The sequence below is a fragment of the Streptomyces kanasensis genome, from assembly GCF_043077165.1.
In the GTDB taxonomy this organism is placed as follows: domain Bacteria; phylum Actinomycetota; class Actinomycetes; order Streptomycetales; family Streptomycetaceae; genus Streptomyces; species Streptomyces changanensis.
The window spans coordinates 1,189,605-1,207,159 of the sequence record NZ_JBIBSF010000001.1; the positions used below are offsets into that span (position 1 = coordinate 1,189,605).

Below are 17,555 nucleotides of genomic sequence, written 5' to 3' on the forward strand. Positions count from 1 at the left end.
TTCCGAGAGGGGGCCCGAGGACATCGAGCGCACGGACGCGGCGTGCGCCCGTGACCGCGGGCGGTGACGGCGGGCCGGGGTCAGTAGCTCACGCAGGCCGTGCGCCACTCCGTGTAGAAGTCCCAGACCTGCGGGGAGCACTCGGCCGGGCCGTACTGGGACTCCTTCGCTCCGACGTGCGGCATGTGCGGGTACGCGCCGACGCCGGGCCGGTTGACGTGCAGCATGCCCGCGTCGATGCGGTCGAGCGCCCGCAGGGCGAGGCTCTGGTCACCGGTGAAGACGGCCGCGGCCATGCCGTAGCGCACGGAGTTCACGACGCGCAGCCCGTCCTCGAAGCCGTCGCAGTCGATGACGGAGAGGACCGGACCGAAGATCTCCTCCTGGGCGACGAAACTGTCCGCCGCGACGTCCACCAGGATCGTCGGGGCCATGAAGCAGCCGTCGGCGAGGGCGCCGCCGAGGCGCTCGCCGCCGCGGACGACGGACGCCCCGTCCGCCACGGCCCGGCGGACCCCGTCCACGCAGGCCCGCAGGCGCTCCTCGGAGACGACGGGGCCGAGCCCGGCGTCCGGGTCGAGGCCGTCCCCGGCCGTGAGGGCGTCCGCCCGCGCGGTGAGGCGCGCCACGAGGCCGTCGCGGACGGCGCGGTCGACCACGACGCGACTGGTGGCCGAGCAGCGCTGCCCTGCCTGGCCGAAGGCGCCCGCGACGATCGCGTCGGCGGCCAGGTCGAGGTCCGCGTCGGCGAGCACCAAGGCGGCGTTCTTGCCGCCCATCTCCAGTTGCGTCCGCAGGAAGCGGGGCGCGCCGGCGGTGTGGATGGCCCGGCCGACCTCGACGGAGCCGGTGAAGGAGACGCCCGACACGGCCGGTTCGGCGACCAGCGCCTCTCCCGCGGCGCGGCCGCCGTGGACGAGGTTGAGCACCCCGCCGGTCGCCCCGGCCGCCAGCAGGCACTCCACCAGCAGCGCGGCGGTGTACGGGGTGAGCGGGGACGGCTTGAGGACGGCGGTGCAGCCGGCGACGAGGGCGGGGGCCGCCTTCCAGGCGGGGATCGCCAGCGGGAAGTTCCACGGGGTGACGAGGCCGACCACGCCGATGGGGTGGCGCCGGGTCAGTGCCAGGGTGCGCGGGTCGTCGGCGGGCAGGGTCGCCCCGCCCAGCCGGCGTCCCTCACCGGCCGTGTACTCCATCAGCGCGACGGTCCGGTCGACCTCGCCGCGCGCCTCGCGCAGCAGCTTGCCCTGCTCACGGGTGATCGCCACGGCGAACTCCTCGCGGCGCTCCCGGACGAGGGAGGCCGCGCGCATCACGATCTCCCCGCGCCGCACGGGGCCCAGGTCGTGCCAGGCCGGCAGCGCGGCGGCCGCCGCCGCGACGGCGTCGCGCACGTCGTCGGCGTCGGAGTCGGCGCTGCGGCTGACGACCTCGCCGAGCCGGGCGGGGTTGCGGTTCTCCTGGCGGCGGCCCGACAGGGCGTCGCGCCAGGTGTCGCCGACGAGGTTGCGCACCTCGGCGACGGCCGGTGCGGGGGCGGTACGGCGGGGCTCCATGCTCTTCCTTCGTCTGGCGTGCGTCGGGGCGGTCCGCCCGGGGCTCGGGAACCCGGGCGGACCGGCGGGCGGCGGACCGGCTCGCGCGGGGGGCGCCCCGCGCCGGGCCGGCGCCGGGTCAGTCGAGCGGCGCGGCGTAGGTGGCGGTCAGCCGGTCGTGGCGCTGCTGGAGCGTCAGCAGCTCGTCGACCCGCTGGAGCGCGAACACGTCCTTCAGCGCGGCGATGGAGCCCTCCACGCCGTAGGTCGAGCCGGCGCCGCCGATCTGGGCGAGGACGTCGCGCATGGCGCTGATCGACGCCCGCAGCCCCTGGTTGGCGTAGATGACCCCGCCGAAACCGCGGGTGGTCAGCTCGTCCGCGGTGACCTGCGGGTACGTCGTGGGCACGACGATGACGGGCAGGGCGCCGCGGTAGGACTCGCGGAAGGCGAACACCTCGTCGGGGGCGCTCTGCTTGGAGTGGATGAGCAGGGCGTCCGCGCCGGCCCGCTCGTAGACGGCGGCGCGGCGCAGCGCCTCGTCCATGCCGGCCCCGGCGATCAGGGCCTCGATCCGCGCCACGACCACGAAGTCGGGGTCGGTGCGGGCCTCCTTGGCGGCGGTGATCTTCGCGGCGAAGTCGCCGAGGGGGGCGAGGTCCTGGTTGCCCTCCACGAAGCTGTTCATCTTCGGGAACATCTTGTCCTCGATGCACACGCCGGCCATGCCCCGCGCCTCGTACGAGCGGATCATGTGCACGACGTTGCCGACGCCGCCGAAGCCGGAGTCGCAGTCGGCGAGGACCGGGATCCCCACGGCGCCGGCGATCTCGGCCGCCGCCTCCAGGCACTCGGCCATGGAGAGGATGTTCGCGTCCGGGATGGCGCGGGCGGCCGAGATCTCCAGTCCGCTGGCCCAGATCGCCTCGAAGCCGGCCTCCTCGCCGAGCTTGGCGCTCAGGGCGCCGTGCGCCCCCATGATCCGGGCTATGGCGGGGCCGTTCAGGGCTTCACGCAGGGCACGGGTCTTCGACATTCGGGCAACTCCTTCACAGGTGGGTGGGTCCGGGAGGTCAGGCGGCGACCGGGTTGAGCGCGGTGGAGACCCGCTCGACGATCTGCTGCGGGGTGTGCGTCACCCGGCGCCCCGGGCCGCCGGTGCGCGGTCCGGTCAGCGCGTGCAGCAGGGCGGGCCGCGGGGTGAGGTCGGCCGCCCGGAGGCCGGCGGCGTCCTCGACCCGGACGGCGTGGGCGTATCCGGCGGCGCGGGCGAGGGCGGTGAAGTCGGCGCGTCCCACGGTGGCCTGGCCGCCGGTGCTCTCGTGCATGCCGTTGTCGACGACGACGTGGAGCAGGGGGGCGCCGGCACCCGCGACCAGGGGCAGCACACCGAGGTTCATCAGCAGCGAGCCGTCGCCGTCGAGGGCGATCACCGTCCGCGCGGGGCGGGCGAGCGCGATGCCGAGGGCGACGGGCGCGGCGATGCCCATGGAGCCGACGAGGTAGAAGTTCTCCGGCCGGTCCGCCGCGTTGAACAGCTCACGGGTGGTGAATCCACAGGTGGAGACGATCACCGCGTCGGGGTACCGGGCGAGGAGCTCGGCGGCGACGTCGGAGAGCGTCAGCGCGGCGGAAGGGGCGGGGGTGGGGGCGGGTGCGGACATCAGATGCCTTCCCGGACGACGAGCACGCCGCAGCGCTGCTCCTTGTCCATCAGGTCGATCACGGTGGCGACGGAGGCGGCCGGGTCGGCGTGGTCCAGGACGGTGTACGGGAGCCGGAACAGCTCCAGCAGCCGCAGCAGCTCCGCCCCGATCACGTCGTGCTCGACGGCGTCGTTGCCGTCGTGGCCCCGCCAGCTGACGATCAGCAGCACGGGCACGTCGTAGATGAGGTTGAACGAGGTGATGACGTTGAGGGAGTAGCCGAGCCCCGAGTTCTGCATGAGGACCACGGCGCGCTCTCCGGCGACGACGGCTCCGGAGGCGATGCCGATGGCGCTGTCCTCGCGGGGTGCGGGGACGTAGTGCAGCCGGGCGAGCCGGGCGTCGTCGCCCGGGTCCTCAAGGAGGCGGAACGCCCCGGTGAGCAGGGAGCACGGGACGCCGGTGGCCAGCGTGAAGCCGTGGTCCACGAGGCTGTCGAGCAGGGCGCGGGCGGTCGCACCCGTGGCGGTGGAGTGCATGTCGGCCTTCCGTCGGTGGGGTCGGTGCGTCAGGGGGTCGCGGCGCGGGCCGCGGGCGTGCCGTCGGCGAGCGGGACGAACTCGGCCCGGTAGGCGTCCTCCACCCGCCGTGCGGTGGCGAGGCAGGAGCGCATGTCGTCACCGGTGACGAGGAAGGTGAGGACGTTGTAGGGCCGGTCCGGGTGGAGCTCGGCGCCCGGCGCGAACCGGGTCTTGCAGAACACGAGCTCCGGGAAGGCCGCGAGCAGTTCCTCGCGCGGTGTCTGCGCGGTCATCCGCACCGGTTCGGCGGGCGGCGGCACGCAGCGGTACAGGGCGTGGCGGACCCGGCCGTAGTCGCCCTCGGGCGGACGGCCCAGGGCGAGCCTGACGACGTCCGCGGCGATGTCGGCGCCGGTCGCGGCCCGCAGCAGATGGCCCATGGGGCCGCCGAGGCGGGCGTTGAGCTCGATGCAGGCGGGGCCGTCGGGGGTGAGCTTGAGCTCGACGTGGGTCGCGCCCCAGCGGATCCCGAGGGCTTCGATGATCCGGCCGGTGTGGTCGAGCACCTGCCGCCGCCGGTGGGCCGGCAGGGAGGTGGGGGCGGCGTGGCCCGTCTCGACGAAGCCGTGCTGCGGGAGCTTGTCGGTGATGCCGACGTGCGTGACGCGGCCGTCCGCCACCAGGGACTCGACGCTGACGTAGTCCGCGAAGCCCGGCTCCTCGTACCACTCGTCGCCGACGAGCAGCTGTTCGAGGACGAACAGCGGCTCGGGGTCCAGCAGCGGCGACTGCCGGTACGCGGTGAGCGCCTCGGCCAGCCGGGCGCGCAGCTCCGCCTCGTCGTGGACCTTGCTGACGAGGAAGCTGGCCGCGCCGTGGACGGGCTTCAGGATGGCCGGGAAGCCGACCTCGGCGACGGCCGCGGGCACGTCGCCCTGGTCGCGGACGACCCGGAAGCGGATCGTCTCGACGCCGGCCTCGCGCAGCCGGCGCCGCTGGTCCAGCTTCGACTGGGCGGTGCGGACGGCGCCGGGCGGGTTGCCGGGCAGGCCCAGCCGCTCCTGCGCCTCGGCCTGCGCGACGATGAGCGGTTCGCCGAAGGTCGCCACGCCGTGCAGGGGGCGCCGCCGGTGGAGTTCGGCGAGCATGCCGGGGATCTCGCGGTGGTCGCCTGTGGCGAGCCATTCGCCGGTGCACTCCCGGCTCCAGCGCTCCTTGAGGGCGGTGGCGGCCGCGGCCGTCGGGCCGCCTTCGTACCAGACGACGGTGACCTGGCGGGTGACCGTGGTGGCCGCCCCCAGGGCGGCGTCCGGTGAGATGCCGCCGGCGCCCAGGAGCAGCGCGACGTGCGGTTCGGCCGGGCTCACCGGGTGCCCTCCCCCGGCTCCCGGTCCGCGAACAGCACCTCGCGCACCATGCGCTCCAGGTCGTCCGTGTCGTGCGGGTCGACCAGCTGCACGCCCATGCCGCGGTCGGCGCGCTCCCGGGCGGCCATGACGTTGCGGTGGGGCACGCCGTGGACGGCGGGGATGGTGATGTCGTTGCGCCCGAGCCAGGTCTCCACCCCGAGGGAGGCCATCGTGTCGGACGGCACCAGGACCAGGGCGCGGGCGGCGGCGACGAGGCCGGGGTCGCGCAGGATGTCGGGGATGCCGGCGCCCCACAGGTCGCCGCCGAGCTCGGCGACGACGATCTCGGCGCCCTCGTCGGCGAGCCGGCCCACGAGGTGGCGGGCCGCGCCGACGACGGCGTCGGGCCCGTGCCCGTACGTGGTGCCGAGGCCGGCGTCGACGAAGTCGGCCGCGCAGTGGGCACCGGCGTCGGCGAGGGTCAGCAGGTCGCGCAGCCGGCCGGTGCCGGCCAGCTTGGTGACGCCGACCCGCAGCCCGTGGCGGGCGGTCAGGTGGTGGACGAGGGCGGAGGCGAAGGTGGTCTTGCCGACCTCGGCCGCGGTGCCGCCGACGAACACGACGGGCGTGGCCGGGACCGTGTCGGCGGCCCTTCGCCGCAGCCGCAGCACCCGCCCGTCCCGGTCGGCGGCCAGGCCGACCAGTTCCAGGGCGGTGGCGGTGCCGAGGGAGGACGGGGAGGACGCGGCGATGCCGATGATGCCGCCGACCGCCATCAGGTCGGCCGGGTCGCCGGCCTTCACGGGCAGTCCGCCCTCGGGCAGCCCCCCGTAGATCGAGGTGGTGGAGTGGCGCTCGCCGAGCACGCCGACGACCTCGTCGCCGACGCGGACGCGGACGTCCCGGCCGCTGGTGTTCTCGACGGCCTTGTAGGCGCCCACCGAGACGACCCGGGCGACGACCACGTCGCCCGCCTGCCCGACGCCCTCGACGGCCGTCAGCTCGTCCGGGAGCCCGTGGGTTCCGCGCGTGCAACTCGCGATGATTCTGGTCATGACCTGTTCCAGGAGGTGGGAGGGAGGGAGGGCCGGGCGGAGGTCACTGGATGTTGACGCTCCAGATGGTGCGGGGATTGACCGCCGTGCCCCCGTCCGGCGCGGTGCGGGTGGCGACCACCTCCCGGCGGCCGTGCCCGTAGCGGTCGTTGTCGATGACCACGACGTCGCCGGCCTCCATGACGTACGCGTGGTGCACCTCCGGGTCGTCGGCCGCGGTCTTGAACCGCACGACGGCCTCGTACCAGCGCTCCCCGTCCGGCATCCGCTCGGCCGCCCGGCCCAGCCGGGTGACGTCCTGGGGGAGGCGCACGGCGACGTCGTCCGGCACCGGGGTGAGCCGGGGCGTCCCGGGCACGTACAGGAAGGGCAGCGCGGAGGGCTCCTCGTCGAGGTGGGAGGCGGGGAAGCTGACCGAGTTGGCGGTGAGGAGGCGCAGGTCCTCCGCCCAGTGCTCCGGGTGGCGCTCCCGCACGGCGCGCAGGACGTCGCCCCAGCGCACGATCAGGGACTCGCCGTTGTGTCCCGGTGCGAAGTCGCGCCAGCCGGGGTCGGCCATGAGCATGGCCAGGTGGAGCGGCCGGCGCCGGGCGAAGGAGCGCCCGGTGTGCATGGGCAGTGATCCGGCCTTCTCCTGGACGCGCTGTTCGGCACCCGGTTCGGGGGCCCGGCAGCGGACCGTGTTGACGGCCGGGTGAAGGGCGTACGCGTCGGAGGCGGAGCCGGCCGCGTAGTTCGGGCAGAGCTCGCCCAGGTGCTCCAGCAGGTCGGTGTAGCGCGCGACGTCGAGCGGGAAACCGCGGAGGTAGGCGAGCCGGTGCTCGGCGACGGAGGCGACCGTCGCGGCCCTGATGTCCGCCGGCGACATCCCCGAGCAGTCGATGGCGATGCTGTCGAACATGATCATAACCCCTTGGACGGGAGAAGGGAACGTCGGTCGGCCGTCAACTCGCCTGTATCGCAAGGCCGTTGGCGACCAGGGCGGCGTACAGCTCGTCGGTCGACCCATCGGACGGCAGGGTGAGGAACGGGACCCCGCCCTCCCGGTGGCGCTCGCGTACGGACGCCAGCGCGCGCTCGTCCGGCGCGACGCCGGTCACGAGGACGGCGATGCCGTTGCGGGCGAGGATCTCGGCCACCAGGCCGGTCCGCAGGACGCCGGCGGCCGCGGTGTCCCCGGGCGAACCGAGCCCGGCCGTCCCCTCCAGCACCTCGACGCGGCGGTGCTCGCCGCGCAGCCGCTCGGCCAGCGCGGCGGCACCGGCGTCGTGGCCCGCGCCGGCGGCATCGGGCGCCACGGCCGGTACCGCCGGGGCGGGCCCGGTCGCGCCCGCCGGGGCGGTACCGGCCGTCGGGGGCGCCAGCCACAGGGTGGCGCCGGGGAGGCACGTGCAGACGGTCGCGTGCTGGTTCATCGGGCACCTGCCGGGATCTTGTCGTCGGTACGGTCCGCCGCGGGCGGCCGCTCCTCGTCCCCGTCGCGGGGCAGCAGGCCGCGGCGGATCGCGGACTCGAGCCATCCGCCCGCCATCAGGGAGGTGATGACGGCGGTGAGGACCAGGGTCGTGAAGAGGGTCGCGTTGATGATCCGCGCGTCGTAGGCGAGGGTCGCCAGGACGATGCCGGGGCCGCCCCGCGCGTTCATGGCGACCGCGAGGTTGAGCGCGCCCGCCCGCGGCCGGCCGGCCCAGCGGGCGCCGAGGTAGACGCTGGCCGCCTTGACCACGCAGGCGAAGGCGATGAACGCCACGGTGAGCAGGGGGTCGAAGGCGTGGACCAGGTCGAGTTTGAGGCCGACGATCGCGAAGTAGACGGGGATGAAGAACCCGGTCGCGAAGCCGCGGACGGCGGCCATCGGGTCGGGCTCGCCCGCGCCGCGGCTCCAGCTCATCATCAGGCCCACGAGGAAGGCGCCGTACATGGGCGTGATGCCGAGGAAGACGCAGGTGCCGCCGGCGCCGAGGACCACGGCGACCTGCACGGCGACCTGGACGCCCGCCGTCCGCCGCTCCCCCGTCTCCGGCCGCTCCCCCGCTCCCGGCCGGTCCGCGGTCGGCCCCGGTCCGGCCGCCGGCGCGTCCGCGCGGGCCGCGGTGCGGCGCAGGAGGGTCCCCACCCCGGCCATCAGACCGAAGAAGACGACCGAGACGAGGGCGTGGTAGGCGATGGCCCCGTCGCCCGTGCCGACCCCGAGCAGTGCCGGGGCGCCGAAGGCGTCGTGCGGACCGCCGCCGACCATGCCGAGGGCGACCGCGATCACCACGTTGAGGACGATGTCCTCCAGGACGGCGACCGAGAGCACCACCCGGGCGAAGGAGGTGCCGGCGATGCCGAGGTCCATCATGATCCGGGAGATCACCGGGATGCTGGTGATCGCGACGGCGCACGCGATCACCAGCGTGAGCGCGGTGTGGTCGCCCGCCTCCCCGACGACCGAGGAGAGGTCGACGACCCGTACCAGCAGCAGACCGCAGCCGAACGGGATGACCATGCCGACGACGGCGATCAGCACCACGGCCCGCCCGTCGTGACGGGAGAACACCGCACGCATCTGCAGCCCCGCGAGGAACATCAGCAGCAGCACGCCGAGTTGGTACACGAGGGCGAGCCCGGTCGCGGCCGGCCCGGTCGGCGGGAAGAGCCACGCCTGCGCGCCGGGGGTGAGGAGGCCGAAGAGCGACGGGCCGAGCAGCAGGCCGCCGGTGATCTCCCCGATGACCGGCGGCTGCCGCAGGCGCGCGAAGAGCCTGCCCATGAGGTGCGCCGCGAGGAGCAGCAGCATCAGGGAGGCGAACAGCCGGAAGAGGTCGACGTCGGTCACGGTGCCCCCCAGGCGGACGTCTCCCCGACGAGGCCGGCCGAGCGGGTGGTGCCGTCGGCCGGGTCGATGAGGAGGAAGGCGCCGGTACGGCGGTTGTCCGCGTAGTCGTCGAGGGCGAGGGGTTCGGCGGTGCGCAGGACGACGCGGCCCAGGTCGTTGACGTCCAGGGCGCCGGCGGCGTCGCGCCGTTCCAGCGTGTCGACGTCGGTGCGGTACGCGATCTCCCGGACGACCGCCCGCACGGTCCGCGTGGTGTGCTTGAGCAGGACCTTGTCGCCGGTGCGCAGGGGGCGTTCGTGGAGGTGGCAGACGGTCGCGGTGACGTCCCGGGTGAGCCGGGGCGGGGCGCCGGCGGCGATCAGGTCGCCGCGGGAGACGTCGACGTCCTCGGCGAGCCGGACGGTGACCGACTGGGTGGCCCGCGCGGCGGACGCCGGGGTGCCGAGGACGTCGATGCCGGCGACGGTGGCCCGCTGCCCGGAGGGCAGGACGGTCACGGTGTCGCCGGGCCGCAGCACGCCCGACGCCAGCCGTCCCGCGTAGCCGCGGTAGTCGCGGTGCGCGCCGCTCTGCGGGCGGATGACGTACTGGACGGGGAAGCGGGCGGGCGCGTCCGGCGGGCCGGCGGCGACCTCGACGCCCTCCAGGTGCTCCATCAGGGTGGGACCGCTGTACCAGTCCGTGTGCGCGGACGGGGCGACGACGTTGTCGCCCTCCAGCGCGGAGAGCGGGATCGCCACGACGTCGGCGGTGCCGAGGCGGCGCGCGTAGGCGGTGAACTCGTCCGCGACGGCCGCGAAGACCGCCTCGTCGTAGCCGACGAGGTCCATCTTGTTGACGGCGAGGACGAGCCGGGGGACGCGCAGCAGCGCGGAGACGGCGGCGTGGCGGCGGGTCTGCTCGACGACGCCGTTGCGCGCGTCGACCAGGACGACGGTGAGGTCCGCGGTGGACGCGCCGGTGACCATGTTGCGGGTGTACTGCACGTGGCCGGGGGTGTCGGCGAGGATGAACCGGCGCCGGGGGGTGGCGAAGTAGCGGTAGGCGACGTCGATGGTGATGCCCTGCTCGCGTTCGGCCCGCAGGCCGTCGGTGAGCAGCGCAAGGTCCGGGACGTCCTGGCCGCGGCGCCGGGAGGCCGCCTCGACGGCCTCCAGCTGGTCGGCGAGGACCGACTTGGAGTCGTGCAGGAGCCGGCCCACCAGGGTGGACTTGCCGTCGTCGACGGAGCCCGCGGTGGCGAAGCGCAGCAGGGTGGCCGCCGCGGGGTCGTGCCGGGTGTGGGTGGTGGCCGTCATGTCAGAAGTACCCCTCACGCTTGCGGTCCTCCATGGCGGCCTCGGAGAGCTTGTCGTCGGCGCGGGTGGCGCCGCGCTCGGTGAGGCGGCTGGCGGCGATCTCGGCGATGACGTCGGCGACGGTGGTGGCGTCGGAGTCGACGGCGCCGGTGCAGGACATGTCGCCGACCGTGCGGTAGCGGATCATCCGCTTCTCCACCGGCTCGGACTCCTTCGGACCGCCCCACTCACCGGCCGTCAGCCACATGCCGGCCCGGGAGAACACCTCGCGCTCGTGGGCGAAGTAGATGGCGGGCAGTTCGATGCCCTCGCGCTCGATGTACTGCCACACGTCCAGCTCGGTCCAGTTGGAGAGCGGGAACACGCGCACGTGTTCGCCGACCATGTGGCGGCCGTTGTACAGGTCCCACAGCTCGGGGCGCTGGCGGCGCGGGTCCCAGGCGCCGAACTCGTCGCGCAGGGAGAACACCCGCTCCTTGGCGCGCGCCTTCTCCTCGTCGCGCCGCCCGCCGCCGAACACCGCGTCGAAGCGGTGCCGTTCGATCGCGTCGAGCAGCGGCACCGTCTGGAGCGGGTTGCGGGTGCCGTCGGGCCGCTCGGTGAGCCGGCCGTCGTCGACGTACTCCTGGACGCGCGCGACGTGCAGGGTCAGCCCGTGCTTCTCGACGGTCCGGTCGCGGTACTCGATGACCTCGGGGAAGTTGTGCCCGGTGTCGACGTGCAGCAGCGAGAACGGGACCGGCGCGGGCCAGAACGCCTTCAGCGCCAGGTGCAGCATGACGATGGAGTCCTTGCCGCCGGAGAAGAGGACCACCGGCCGCTCGAACTCACCCGCCACCTCGCGGAGGATGTGGACCGCCTCGGACTCCAGGACGTCCAGGTGGGTGGGGCGGTAGACACCGGTCGCCCCGGTCACGGCACTCATGCCAGTCCCCTTCCGACGAGCAGGGCGTGGATGTCCGCAGCCGACCCGGCCACCGGCCGGCCGGCCGTGTCCAGGCGCAGGTCCGGGGCGTCGGGCTCCTCGTACGGGTCGTCGACGCCGGTCAGCCCGCTGATCTCGCCGGCGGCCTGCCGGGCGTACAGCCCCTTCACGTCCCGCTCCGAGCACACCTCCACCGGCGTGGCCACGTGCACCTCGACGTACGGGGTGCCCTCCCGCCGGTGGTGCGCGCGCACCTCGGCGCGGCTGTCGGCGTACGGGGCGATGACGGGCACCAGGACCTTCACGCCGTTCGACGCGAGCAGCTCGGCGACGAAGCCGATGCGCCGCACGTTGGTGTCCCGGTCCGCACGGCCGAAACCCAGCCCCGCCGAGAGGAACTCGCGGACCTCGTCGCCGTCCAGGACCTCGGTGCGGTGGCCGGCGGCGCGGAGGCGTTCGGCCAGGGCGCGGGCCAGGGTGGTCTTCCCGGCGCTGGGGAGGCCGGTGAGCCAGACCGTCGCGCCGCGTCCGGCGGGTCCCGCGGGGTGTGCGGGCACCGCCTCGAATGTGCTGTTGTCTGTGTCCGTCATCGTCCTTCGACCTCGGTGAGGGTGTGGTCCGGTCGGTGAGGACCGGTCAGGAGCCGGTCGTGGCCTCCGCGACGGCCGCGAGCAGGGCGGCCGCGTCCTGCGGACGGCAGACCAGGAGGTCCGGCAGGTAGGGGTCCGCGCGGTTGTAGACCGGCGGGGTGCCGTCCAGCCGGGACACGTGCAGTCCGGCGGCGAGCGCGACGGCGGCCGGAGCGGCCGAGTCCCACTCGTACTGGCCGCCCGCGTGCAGGTACGCGCGGGCGTCGCCGCGGATCACGGCGGCCGTCTTGGCGCCCGCCGAGCCCATGCCGGCCAGCTCGGCGCCGATCCGCCCGGCGACCTGTGTGAGGAAGGCGGGCGGCCGCGAGCGGCTGCCGAGGACGGGCAGGCGGTCCGCCGGGGAGTCCGGCGTGGGCGGCGGTGTGCCGGTGGACAGCGTGACGCCCTGGGCGGGCAGGGCGACGGCCCCCGCGGCGAGCCGGCCGCCGGCCCACAGGGCGACGTGCACGGCCCAGTCCTCCCGGCCCGGCTCGGAGAACTCGCGGGTGCCGTCCAGCGGGTCGACGATCCACACCCGCTCGGCGGTCAGCCGTGCCGCGTCCGCCTTCCCCTCCTCGGAGAGGACGGCGTCGCCGGGGCGCTCCGCCGCGAGCGCCGCGGTGAGGAACTCGTGCGACAGCCGGTCGCCCGCCGCCTTGAGCGCCGCCGGGTCGGCGAAGCCGGACTCCGCCCGCAGCTTCAGCAGCAGCTCGCCGGCCTCCTCGGCCAGCCGGTGCGCCAGCCGGTGGTCGTCCTCGACGGTGACCTGCGCCAGGACCCGTTCGACGTACCGCACCAGCGCCTCCGGGTCGGGGCCGCGGACCACGCCGGACAGCGGCAGGTGCTCGGGCCGGTAGGAGTGGCTGGTCGGGGTGGTCGTGCCCGGGGCGGCGATCCGGTGGTGCGCCACCACGGGGTCGTCCAGCAGGACGCGGGCGCCGCGCACGGAGACGGCCGCCCCGCCGTGGACGTGGCCGGGGAAGAGGAAGAAGCCGTGCGCGAGGCCGGGTGCGGGCGTGCCGAGGAAGCGCTCGGCGAGCGCGTCGTCCACGTCCGACGCCATGTCCAGCGTGTGCAGGTGGGCGCCGGTGCGGCGCTCGGTGACGTCGACGATGTACCCGCCGCCGCAACGGGCCGCGACCTCCATGAAGACCGGCCCGCTCGGGGTCATGATCGCTTCGAGGTGGAAGGTGAGCGTCTCGCCGCCGAGCGCCCGCACGCAGCGCACGGCCCACTCCGTCAGCTCCGGGTGGTCGAACTGCACGGAGCCGATGGGCGCGCCGTTCTCGAAGCCCAGCGGCGTGCCGACGTAGCGGGACGGCTGGGCCACCACCGCCTCGCCCTTGAAGAGGAAGCCGTCCACATGCCAGATCGGGCCCTCGACGTACTCCTCCAGCTCGTACCGGGCGGCGAACCCACCGCCCGTGCCCTGCTCCGCGGCCGGGTCCGCGGAGGACTGCGCGGTGGCGGCGCGGACGAACTCCAGCGCCTCGTCGAGGGTCTCGAAGAGACGCACCCCCTGGCTGCCGCCCTCGTCGCGCGGCTTGACGATGGTCCGGCCACGCCAGCCGGGTCCGGCGCCGGGCCGGTCCGGGGCGGCCAGCCCGTCCGCGGGGACGAAGCGCGGCACGCGGAAACCGGCCCGCTCCAGGGTCCGCTTCATGGTCACCTTGTCGCGGAAGTTCCGCGCCGCCGCGGCGCCCATGCCGGGGATGCCGAAGGCGTCGCGCAGCTCGGCGGCCGGGGTGATCAGCTTCTCGTGCCGGGCGATGATCCGCTGGAACGGCGGCTGCCCGGCCATCCACGGCCGCAGCTGGTGGGTGACGGGCCGGGCCGGGTCCAGGGGAAAGGTCCCGCAGCGGACGTGGGCGGGGATGTTGGCGAGGTACTGCGGCGTCCCGGCGTACACGACGTCGTGGACGGAGTGGTCGATGGCCCGCTCGTAGGCGAGCCGTTCAAACAGGTTCTGGTGCAGGACCAGGATGCGCACCGGCGTTCTCCCTGAGGGTGAAGTGGATGACGGCCCACGCGGCGGCGGCGCACAGCCCCATGAAGACGAAGAGCAGCTCCCGGGGGAACAGCGTCAGCACGAGCCCGCCGGCCGCGGGCCCGAGGCCGAGACCGAGGTTGCGGAGCGTGGCCGCACCGAAGTACGTGCCGCGCAGGTCGGGTGGCGCGAGTTCGTCCACCACGACGCTCACCGTGGGGACGACCAGGACCTCGGCGAGGCTGATCAGCACGACCAGCGCCACGAGGGCCGCCCGGCCGGAGCCGGTGAGCGGGAACAGCAGGCAGACGACCGCGAACAGCGCGTTGCCCGCGAGGAGGGTGCGCCGGGGGCCCAGCCGCTCGGCGGCCCGGGAGGCCAGCGGCTGGAGCGCGATGACGGCCACGGCGTTGACCGTGAGCAGCACCGCGAAGAAGCGGATCCCGTCGGGGAACCGGGTGCTGACGATCCGCGAGAGGTTCGACTCGATCTGGCAGTACGCCAGGGTGAACAGGATCATCGACACGGTGAGGCTGCGGAACGCCCGGTCCGCCGCGAGCACCCGCAGCGCCCCGGTGAAGCTGCGCCGGTCCCCCGCCGCCTTGGCTCCCGCCGCGGGGGCGGAGGCCGCGGGCGGCGGGACGGGGGCGCCGTACTCCGTGCCCCGGCCGAGCCACGCGTACGCGAGCGCGAAGAGCAGGTAGCAGGCGCCCGCGATGACGAAGGCGAGCCGGTCGGAGGCGAGCCCCAGGAAGGCCCCGGTCGGCGGGCCGACGGCCACGGCCGTGTTCGTCAGCACGTACCGGTGGCGGAAGAGCACCGGCCGCTGCTCCTTCGGCAGGCTGTCGGCCATCACCACCTGGGTGACCGGCCAGAAGAACGCCGACATCACCCCGTACGAGACGTTCAGCACCCCGAACAGCACGGGGAACGCCACCGACTGCCGCAGGTACGTGGCCACGGCGAACAGCAGCCCGAAGACCAGCGCGGTGCCGAAGAGCCCGACGAGCAGGATCCGCCGCCGCCCGATCCGGTCCGCGAGGACGCCGCTGAAGAAGCCGGCGGTCAGCGAGCCGATCTGGTTGAGCCCGACGAGCAGCCCGATCACGTGGGCCGGCAGGTCGGCGTTCCGGCTCAGGAAGATCGTCATGAACGGAATGCAGAGATACGACACGAGCTTCAGGAAGAACGTGCTCGCCATCGTCACCGCGACGATCGGATGCCGGTAGGCGGCGAAATCCCGTCGGCGTTTCTCGCGGCGCGTCTCACCACTCATGGAATTCCTCTTGGCTCGGACGCGGGAACGCCGAAGCGGGCCGGAGGTCTCCGGCCCGCTTCGGCGTTCGTCTGGGTGGTTCGTGCGTGTCGGCTACGCGATGTCCTCCACCGCGGTGTTGCGGTAGAAGGGGGCGTCGTCGGGGCCCGTGAAGTCCGGCCGGTACCAGGTGGCCGGGCGGAGCGAGGGCCGGACGGCGTCGGCGACGCCGAGCACCGACGCGAAGAGCGCCATGCGGATCGGGATGCCCGCGTCGGTCTGCCGGAAGATCGCCAGCCGGGGGTCGGTGTTCAGGTCCGTGCCCAGGTCGTTGGCGGCGGGTCGGCTGTCCCGGGGCAGCGGGTGCATGATCACCGTGTCGGGGCGGCAGACCCGGTCCACCAGCGCGCGGTCGATGCGGAACTCGTCGCTGTACGGGACGGGCAGGTCGGCGAAGCGCTCCGTCTGCAGGCGCGTCGCGTACACCAGGTCGGCGTCCCGCAGGCCGGCCTCGGGCCGGTCGCTCACCTCGACGTGGTGGCCGCGGCTCGCGGCGAGTTCCAGCAGCGGAGCGGGCATGCCGAGGCTGTCGGGCGAGACGCAGACCAGCGTCAGCTTGTCGTACCGGGACAGCAGCTTGATCAGCGAGTGGACGGTGCGGCCGTGGCGGAGGTCGCCGACCATGGCGATCCGGGCGCCGTCGATGTCGCGGCCGAGGCGGTGGAACTCGCGGTGCATGGTGAACATGTCGAGGAGCGCCTGCGTGGGGTGCTCGCCCGCGCCGTTGCCGCCGTTGACCACGGGGACGTGGGTGGCGTCGGCGAACTCGTGGACGGCCGCCTCGTCGGGGTGGCGCATCACGACGAGGTCGCAGTAGCCGCTGACCACGCGGCTGGTGTCGGCCAGCGACTCGCCCTTGGCGATCGACAGCAGCTCGACCCCGGTGGTCGTCGTCACCCCGCCGCCCAGACGCAGGAAGGCCGACTCGCAGCTGAGCCGCGTGCGGGTGCTGGCCTCGAAGAAGAGGCTCGCCATCACGGCGCCCTCGAGGACCCGCGTGACCTTCCGGCCGCGGGCCACCGGCGTCAGGACGTCCGCCAGTTCGAAGAGCCGCTCCAGGTCGTCCCGGGTGAAGAGGTCGCTGGAGAGAATGTGCTTTCCGGTCAATGACATGACGACTCTGACTTTCTCTGGAACACCGGGTACAGCCCTCGGCCGCGGCCATTCTACGGGCCGGGAACAGCGCCGGGAATCGCCTCCCCGCCGGGCCGCGGCCGCCCGGCGGGGAGGCGTCACCACCCCGGCGCGGAGGCGTCACCGCCCCGGCGCGGGGCGGTGCGAGCGGGTCCGCCTACCGGTCGACGAGCGCCACGAGCTGCACCGACGAGACGTTGCGCTGCTCGACCTCCTTCAGCGACGAGACGGCCGTGTCGAGCGACTGCGCCGCCGCGTTCGTCCCGGGGCCGGCCATCAGCGCGTCGAGCTCGCCCTGGAGCTCGGCGCAGACGGCGGCCAGGTCGGCCTGCTCGGCCGCCTGCCCTGCCTGCTCGGCCGCCGGCCCGGTCGGCTCGGCCGCGCCCTCGCCGGGGGTGGTGGGGACGGGGTTGTCCATGTGCTTCTCCTTCTGGGTGTGACGGTGTTCGCCCCGGTCAGCGGACCGTGACGCTCCACAGCTCGCGGTCGTTGGTCCGCGCCTCGCCGTCGACCGCGTACTCGCCGACGATCTTCTGACGGCCGTGCGCGAACCGGTGGTTGTCCAGCAGCAGCAGGTCGCCGCGCTCCATCGGGAAGCAGGAGAACAGCCCGTCCTCGACGCTGGCGTCCAGCAGGTAGTCCAGGGACTTCCGGTAGGCGTCGGCGTCGGGCAGCTGGTCCTCGATGCCCGCGATCTTGTCGCGCAGGTCCTGCTTGAGCCGGACGCCCACGTCGTACCGCCCGCGGGAGTCGTCCAGCGGGTAGAGCAGCGGCAGGTCGCTCAGCTCCTCCCGCACGTTGTTGGCCCGGAAGGTGATCGGCGTGCCCGACAGCCGTGCGAAGTGCTCCTCGAACACGGCGCCGTCCCGCTCGGCGAGCCGGGTGAACAGGTCGTACCAGGAGACCACGACGGACTCGCCCCGCTGCCCGGCCGGGACCTCCCGCCAGCCGGGCTCCACCATGAGCATCGCGAAGAACGCCGGGCGGGGCGTGCACCAGGAGCGGGCGGAGTGCGGCCGCAGACCGCCGGCGACGTAGTGGACGGACTGGGCGCCCTCGGTCTTCTTCTTGTACTTCACCCGGTTGATCTGAGGGTGCGGGTCGGTCTTCGCCAGCTCGCTGAGCGAGGAGTAGTTGCGCAGCGGCTCGCCGAAGGCGCCGAGGAACTCCAGGTAGCGGTCGGGGTCCAGGGGGAAGTCGCGGACCAGGCAGATCCTGTTCCGGCCGACGACCTCGCGGGCCGCGGCGACGGTCTGCGCGACCGTCCGGCCGGCGGCGGACACGGACTCGTCCTGGATGGTCCGGGCGAGCCGGTCCTCCGTGATCGTCATGGTCGTTCT

General features: G+C 74.2%; 17 protein-coding genes. All 17 read right to left on the minus strand.

All coding sequences use genetic code 11. From position 1 onward, the window contains the following. Positions 1–80 precede the first annotated feature (80 nt). Positions 81–1,556, minus strand: coding sequence for an aldehyde dehydrogenase family protein (locus ACF053_RS05180; protein WP_391952556.1), 1,476 nt, complete (start codon positions 1,554–1,556; stop codon positions 81–83). 118 nt (positions 1,557–1,674) lie between these two features. Continuing rightward, positions 1,675–2,571, minus strand: a complete 897-nt coding sequence (locus ACF053_RS05185; protein WP_391952557.1) for an isocitrate lyase/phosphoenolpyruvate mutase family protein — start codon at positions 2,569–2,571, stop codon at positions 1,675–1,677. A 37-nt stretch (positions 2,572–2,608) separates the two neighbouring features. Next, on the minus strand, positions 2,609–3,199 hold the full coding sequence (locus tag ACF053_RS05190) for a thiamine pyrophosphate-dependent enzyme (RefSeq protein WP_391952558.1): 591 nt from the start codon (positions 3,197–3,199) through the stop codon (positions 2,609–2,611). Continuing rightward, positions 3,199–3,720, minus strand: a complete 522-nt coding sequence (locus tag ACF053_RS05195) for a thiamine pyrophosphate-binding protein (RefSeq protein WP_391952559.1) — start codon at positions 3,718–3,720, stop codon at positions 3,199–3,201. Before ACF053_RS05195 ends, ACF053_RS05190 begins: the two co-directional genes overlap by 1 nt. A 29-nt stretch (positions 3,721–3,749) precedes the next feature. Continuing rightward, the gene (locus ACF053_RS05200; protein WP_391952560.1) at positions 3,750–5,069 is read right to left on the minus strand and encodes an ATP-grasp domain-containing protein; all 1,320 of its coding nucleotides are present in this window, start codon (positions 5,067–5,069) and stop codon (positions 3,750–3,752) included. Beyond that, a complete protein-coding gene (locus ACF053_RS05205; RefSeq protein ID WP_391952561.1) occupies positions 5,066–6,106 on the minus strand; it encodes a hypothetical protein in 1,041 nt (346 codons plus the stop codon). Before ACF053_RS05205 ends, ACF053_RS05200 begins: the two co-directional genes overlap by 4 nt. Before the next feature lie 43 nt (positions 6,107–6,149). Further along, entirely contained in the window at positions 6,150–7,007 is an 858-nt protein-coding gene (locus ACF053_RS05210; protein WP_391952562.1) for a TauD/TfdA family dioxygenase, read from the minus strand. Positions 7,008–7,050: 43 nt separating this feature from the next. Beyond that, complete coding sequence (locus ACF053_RS05215) at positions 7,051–7,521, minus strand: adenylyl-sulfate kinase (RefSeq protein WP_391952563.1); 471 nt, start codon at positions 7,519–7,521, stop codon at positions 7,051–7,053. After that, positions 7,518–8,927 carry a cation:proton antiporter gene (locus ACF053_RS05220; protein ID WP_391952564.1) on the minus strand — a complete coding sequence of 470 codons (1,410 nt, stop codon included), beginning with the start codon at positions 8,925–8,927 and terminating at the stop codon, positions 7,518–7,520. The genes ACF053_RS05215 and ACF053_RS05220 overlap by 4 nt, the downstream gene beginning before the upstream one ends. After that, complete coding sequence (locus ACF053_RS05225) at positions 8,924–10,225, minus strand: sulfate adenylyltransferase subunit 1 (protein WP_391952565.1); 1,302 nt, start codon at positions 10,223–10,225, stop codon at positions 8,924–8,926. The genes ACF053_RS05220 and ACF053_RS05225 overlap by 4 nt, the downstream gene beginning before the upstream one ends. Before the next feature lies 1 nt (position 10,226). Further along, positions 10,227–11,150, minus strand: coding sequence for a sulfate adenylyltransferase subunit CysD (cysD, locus tag ACF053_RS05230; RefSeq protein WP_391952566.1), 924 nt, complete (start codon positions 11,148–11,150; stop codon positions 10,227–10,229). Continuing rightward, positions 11,147–11,740 (minus strand): adenylyl-sulfate kinase, encoded by a 594-nt coding sequence (gene cysC / locus ACF053_RS05235; RefSeq protein WP_079047103.1) that lies wholly within the window; start codon positions 11,738–11,740, stop codon positions 11,147–11,149. The genes cysD and cysC overlap by 4 nt, the downstream gene beginning before the upstream one ends. A gap of 46 nt (positions 11,741–11,786) precedes the next feature. Next, positions 11,787–13,769 (minus strand): inositol monophosphatase family protein, encoded by a 1,983-nt coding sequence (locus ACF053_RS05240; protein WP_391952567.1) that lies wholly within the window; start codon positions 13,767–13,769, stop codon positions 11,787–11,789. Then, on the minus strand, positions 13,735–15,042 hold the full coding sequence (locus ACF053_RS05245; RefSeq protein WP_391952568.1) for an MFS transporter: 1,308 nt from the start codon (positions 15,040–15,042) through the stop codon (positions 13,735–13,737). The genes ACF053_RS05240 and ACF053_RS05245 overlap by 35 nt, the downstream gene beginning before the upstream one ends. Before the next feature lie 93 nt (positions 15,043–15,135). After that, the gene (gene pyrB, locus ACF053_RS05250) at positions 15,136–16,194 is read right to left on the minus strand and encodes an aspartate carbamoyltransferase (protein ID WP_391952569.1); all 1,059 of its coding nucleotides are present in this window, start codon (positions 16,192–16,194) and stop codon (positions 15,136–15,138) included. A gap of 178 nt (positions 16,195–16,372) precedes the next feature. Then, positions 16,373–16,633 (minus strand): hypothetical protein, encoded by a 261-nt coding sequence (locus ACF053_RS05255; protein ID WP_391952570.1) that lies wholly within the window; start codon positions 16,631–16,633, stop codon positions 16,373–16,375. A 37-nt stretch (positions 16,634–16,670) separates the two neighbouring features. Then, a complete protein-coding gene (locus ACF053_RS05260; RefSeq protein ID WP_058942547.1) occupies positions 16,671–17,546 on the minus strand; it encodes a TauD/TfdA family dioxygenase in 876 nt (291 codons plus the stop codon). Between the last annotated feature and the right edge of the window lie 9 nt (positions 17,547–17,555).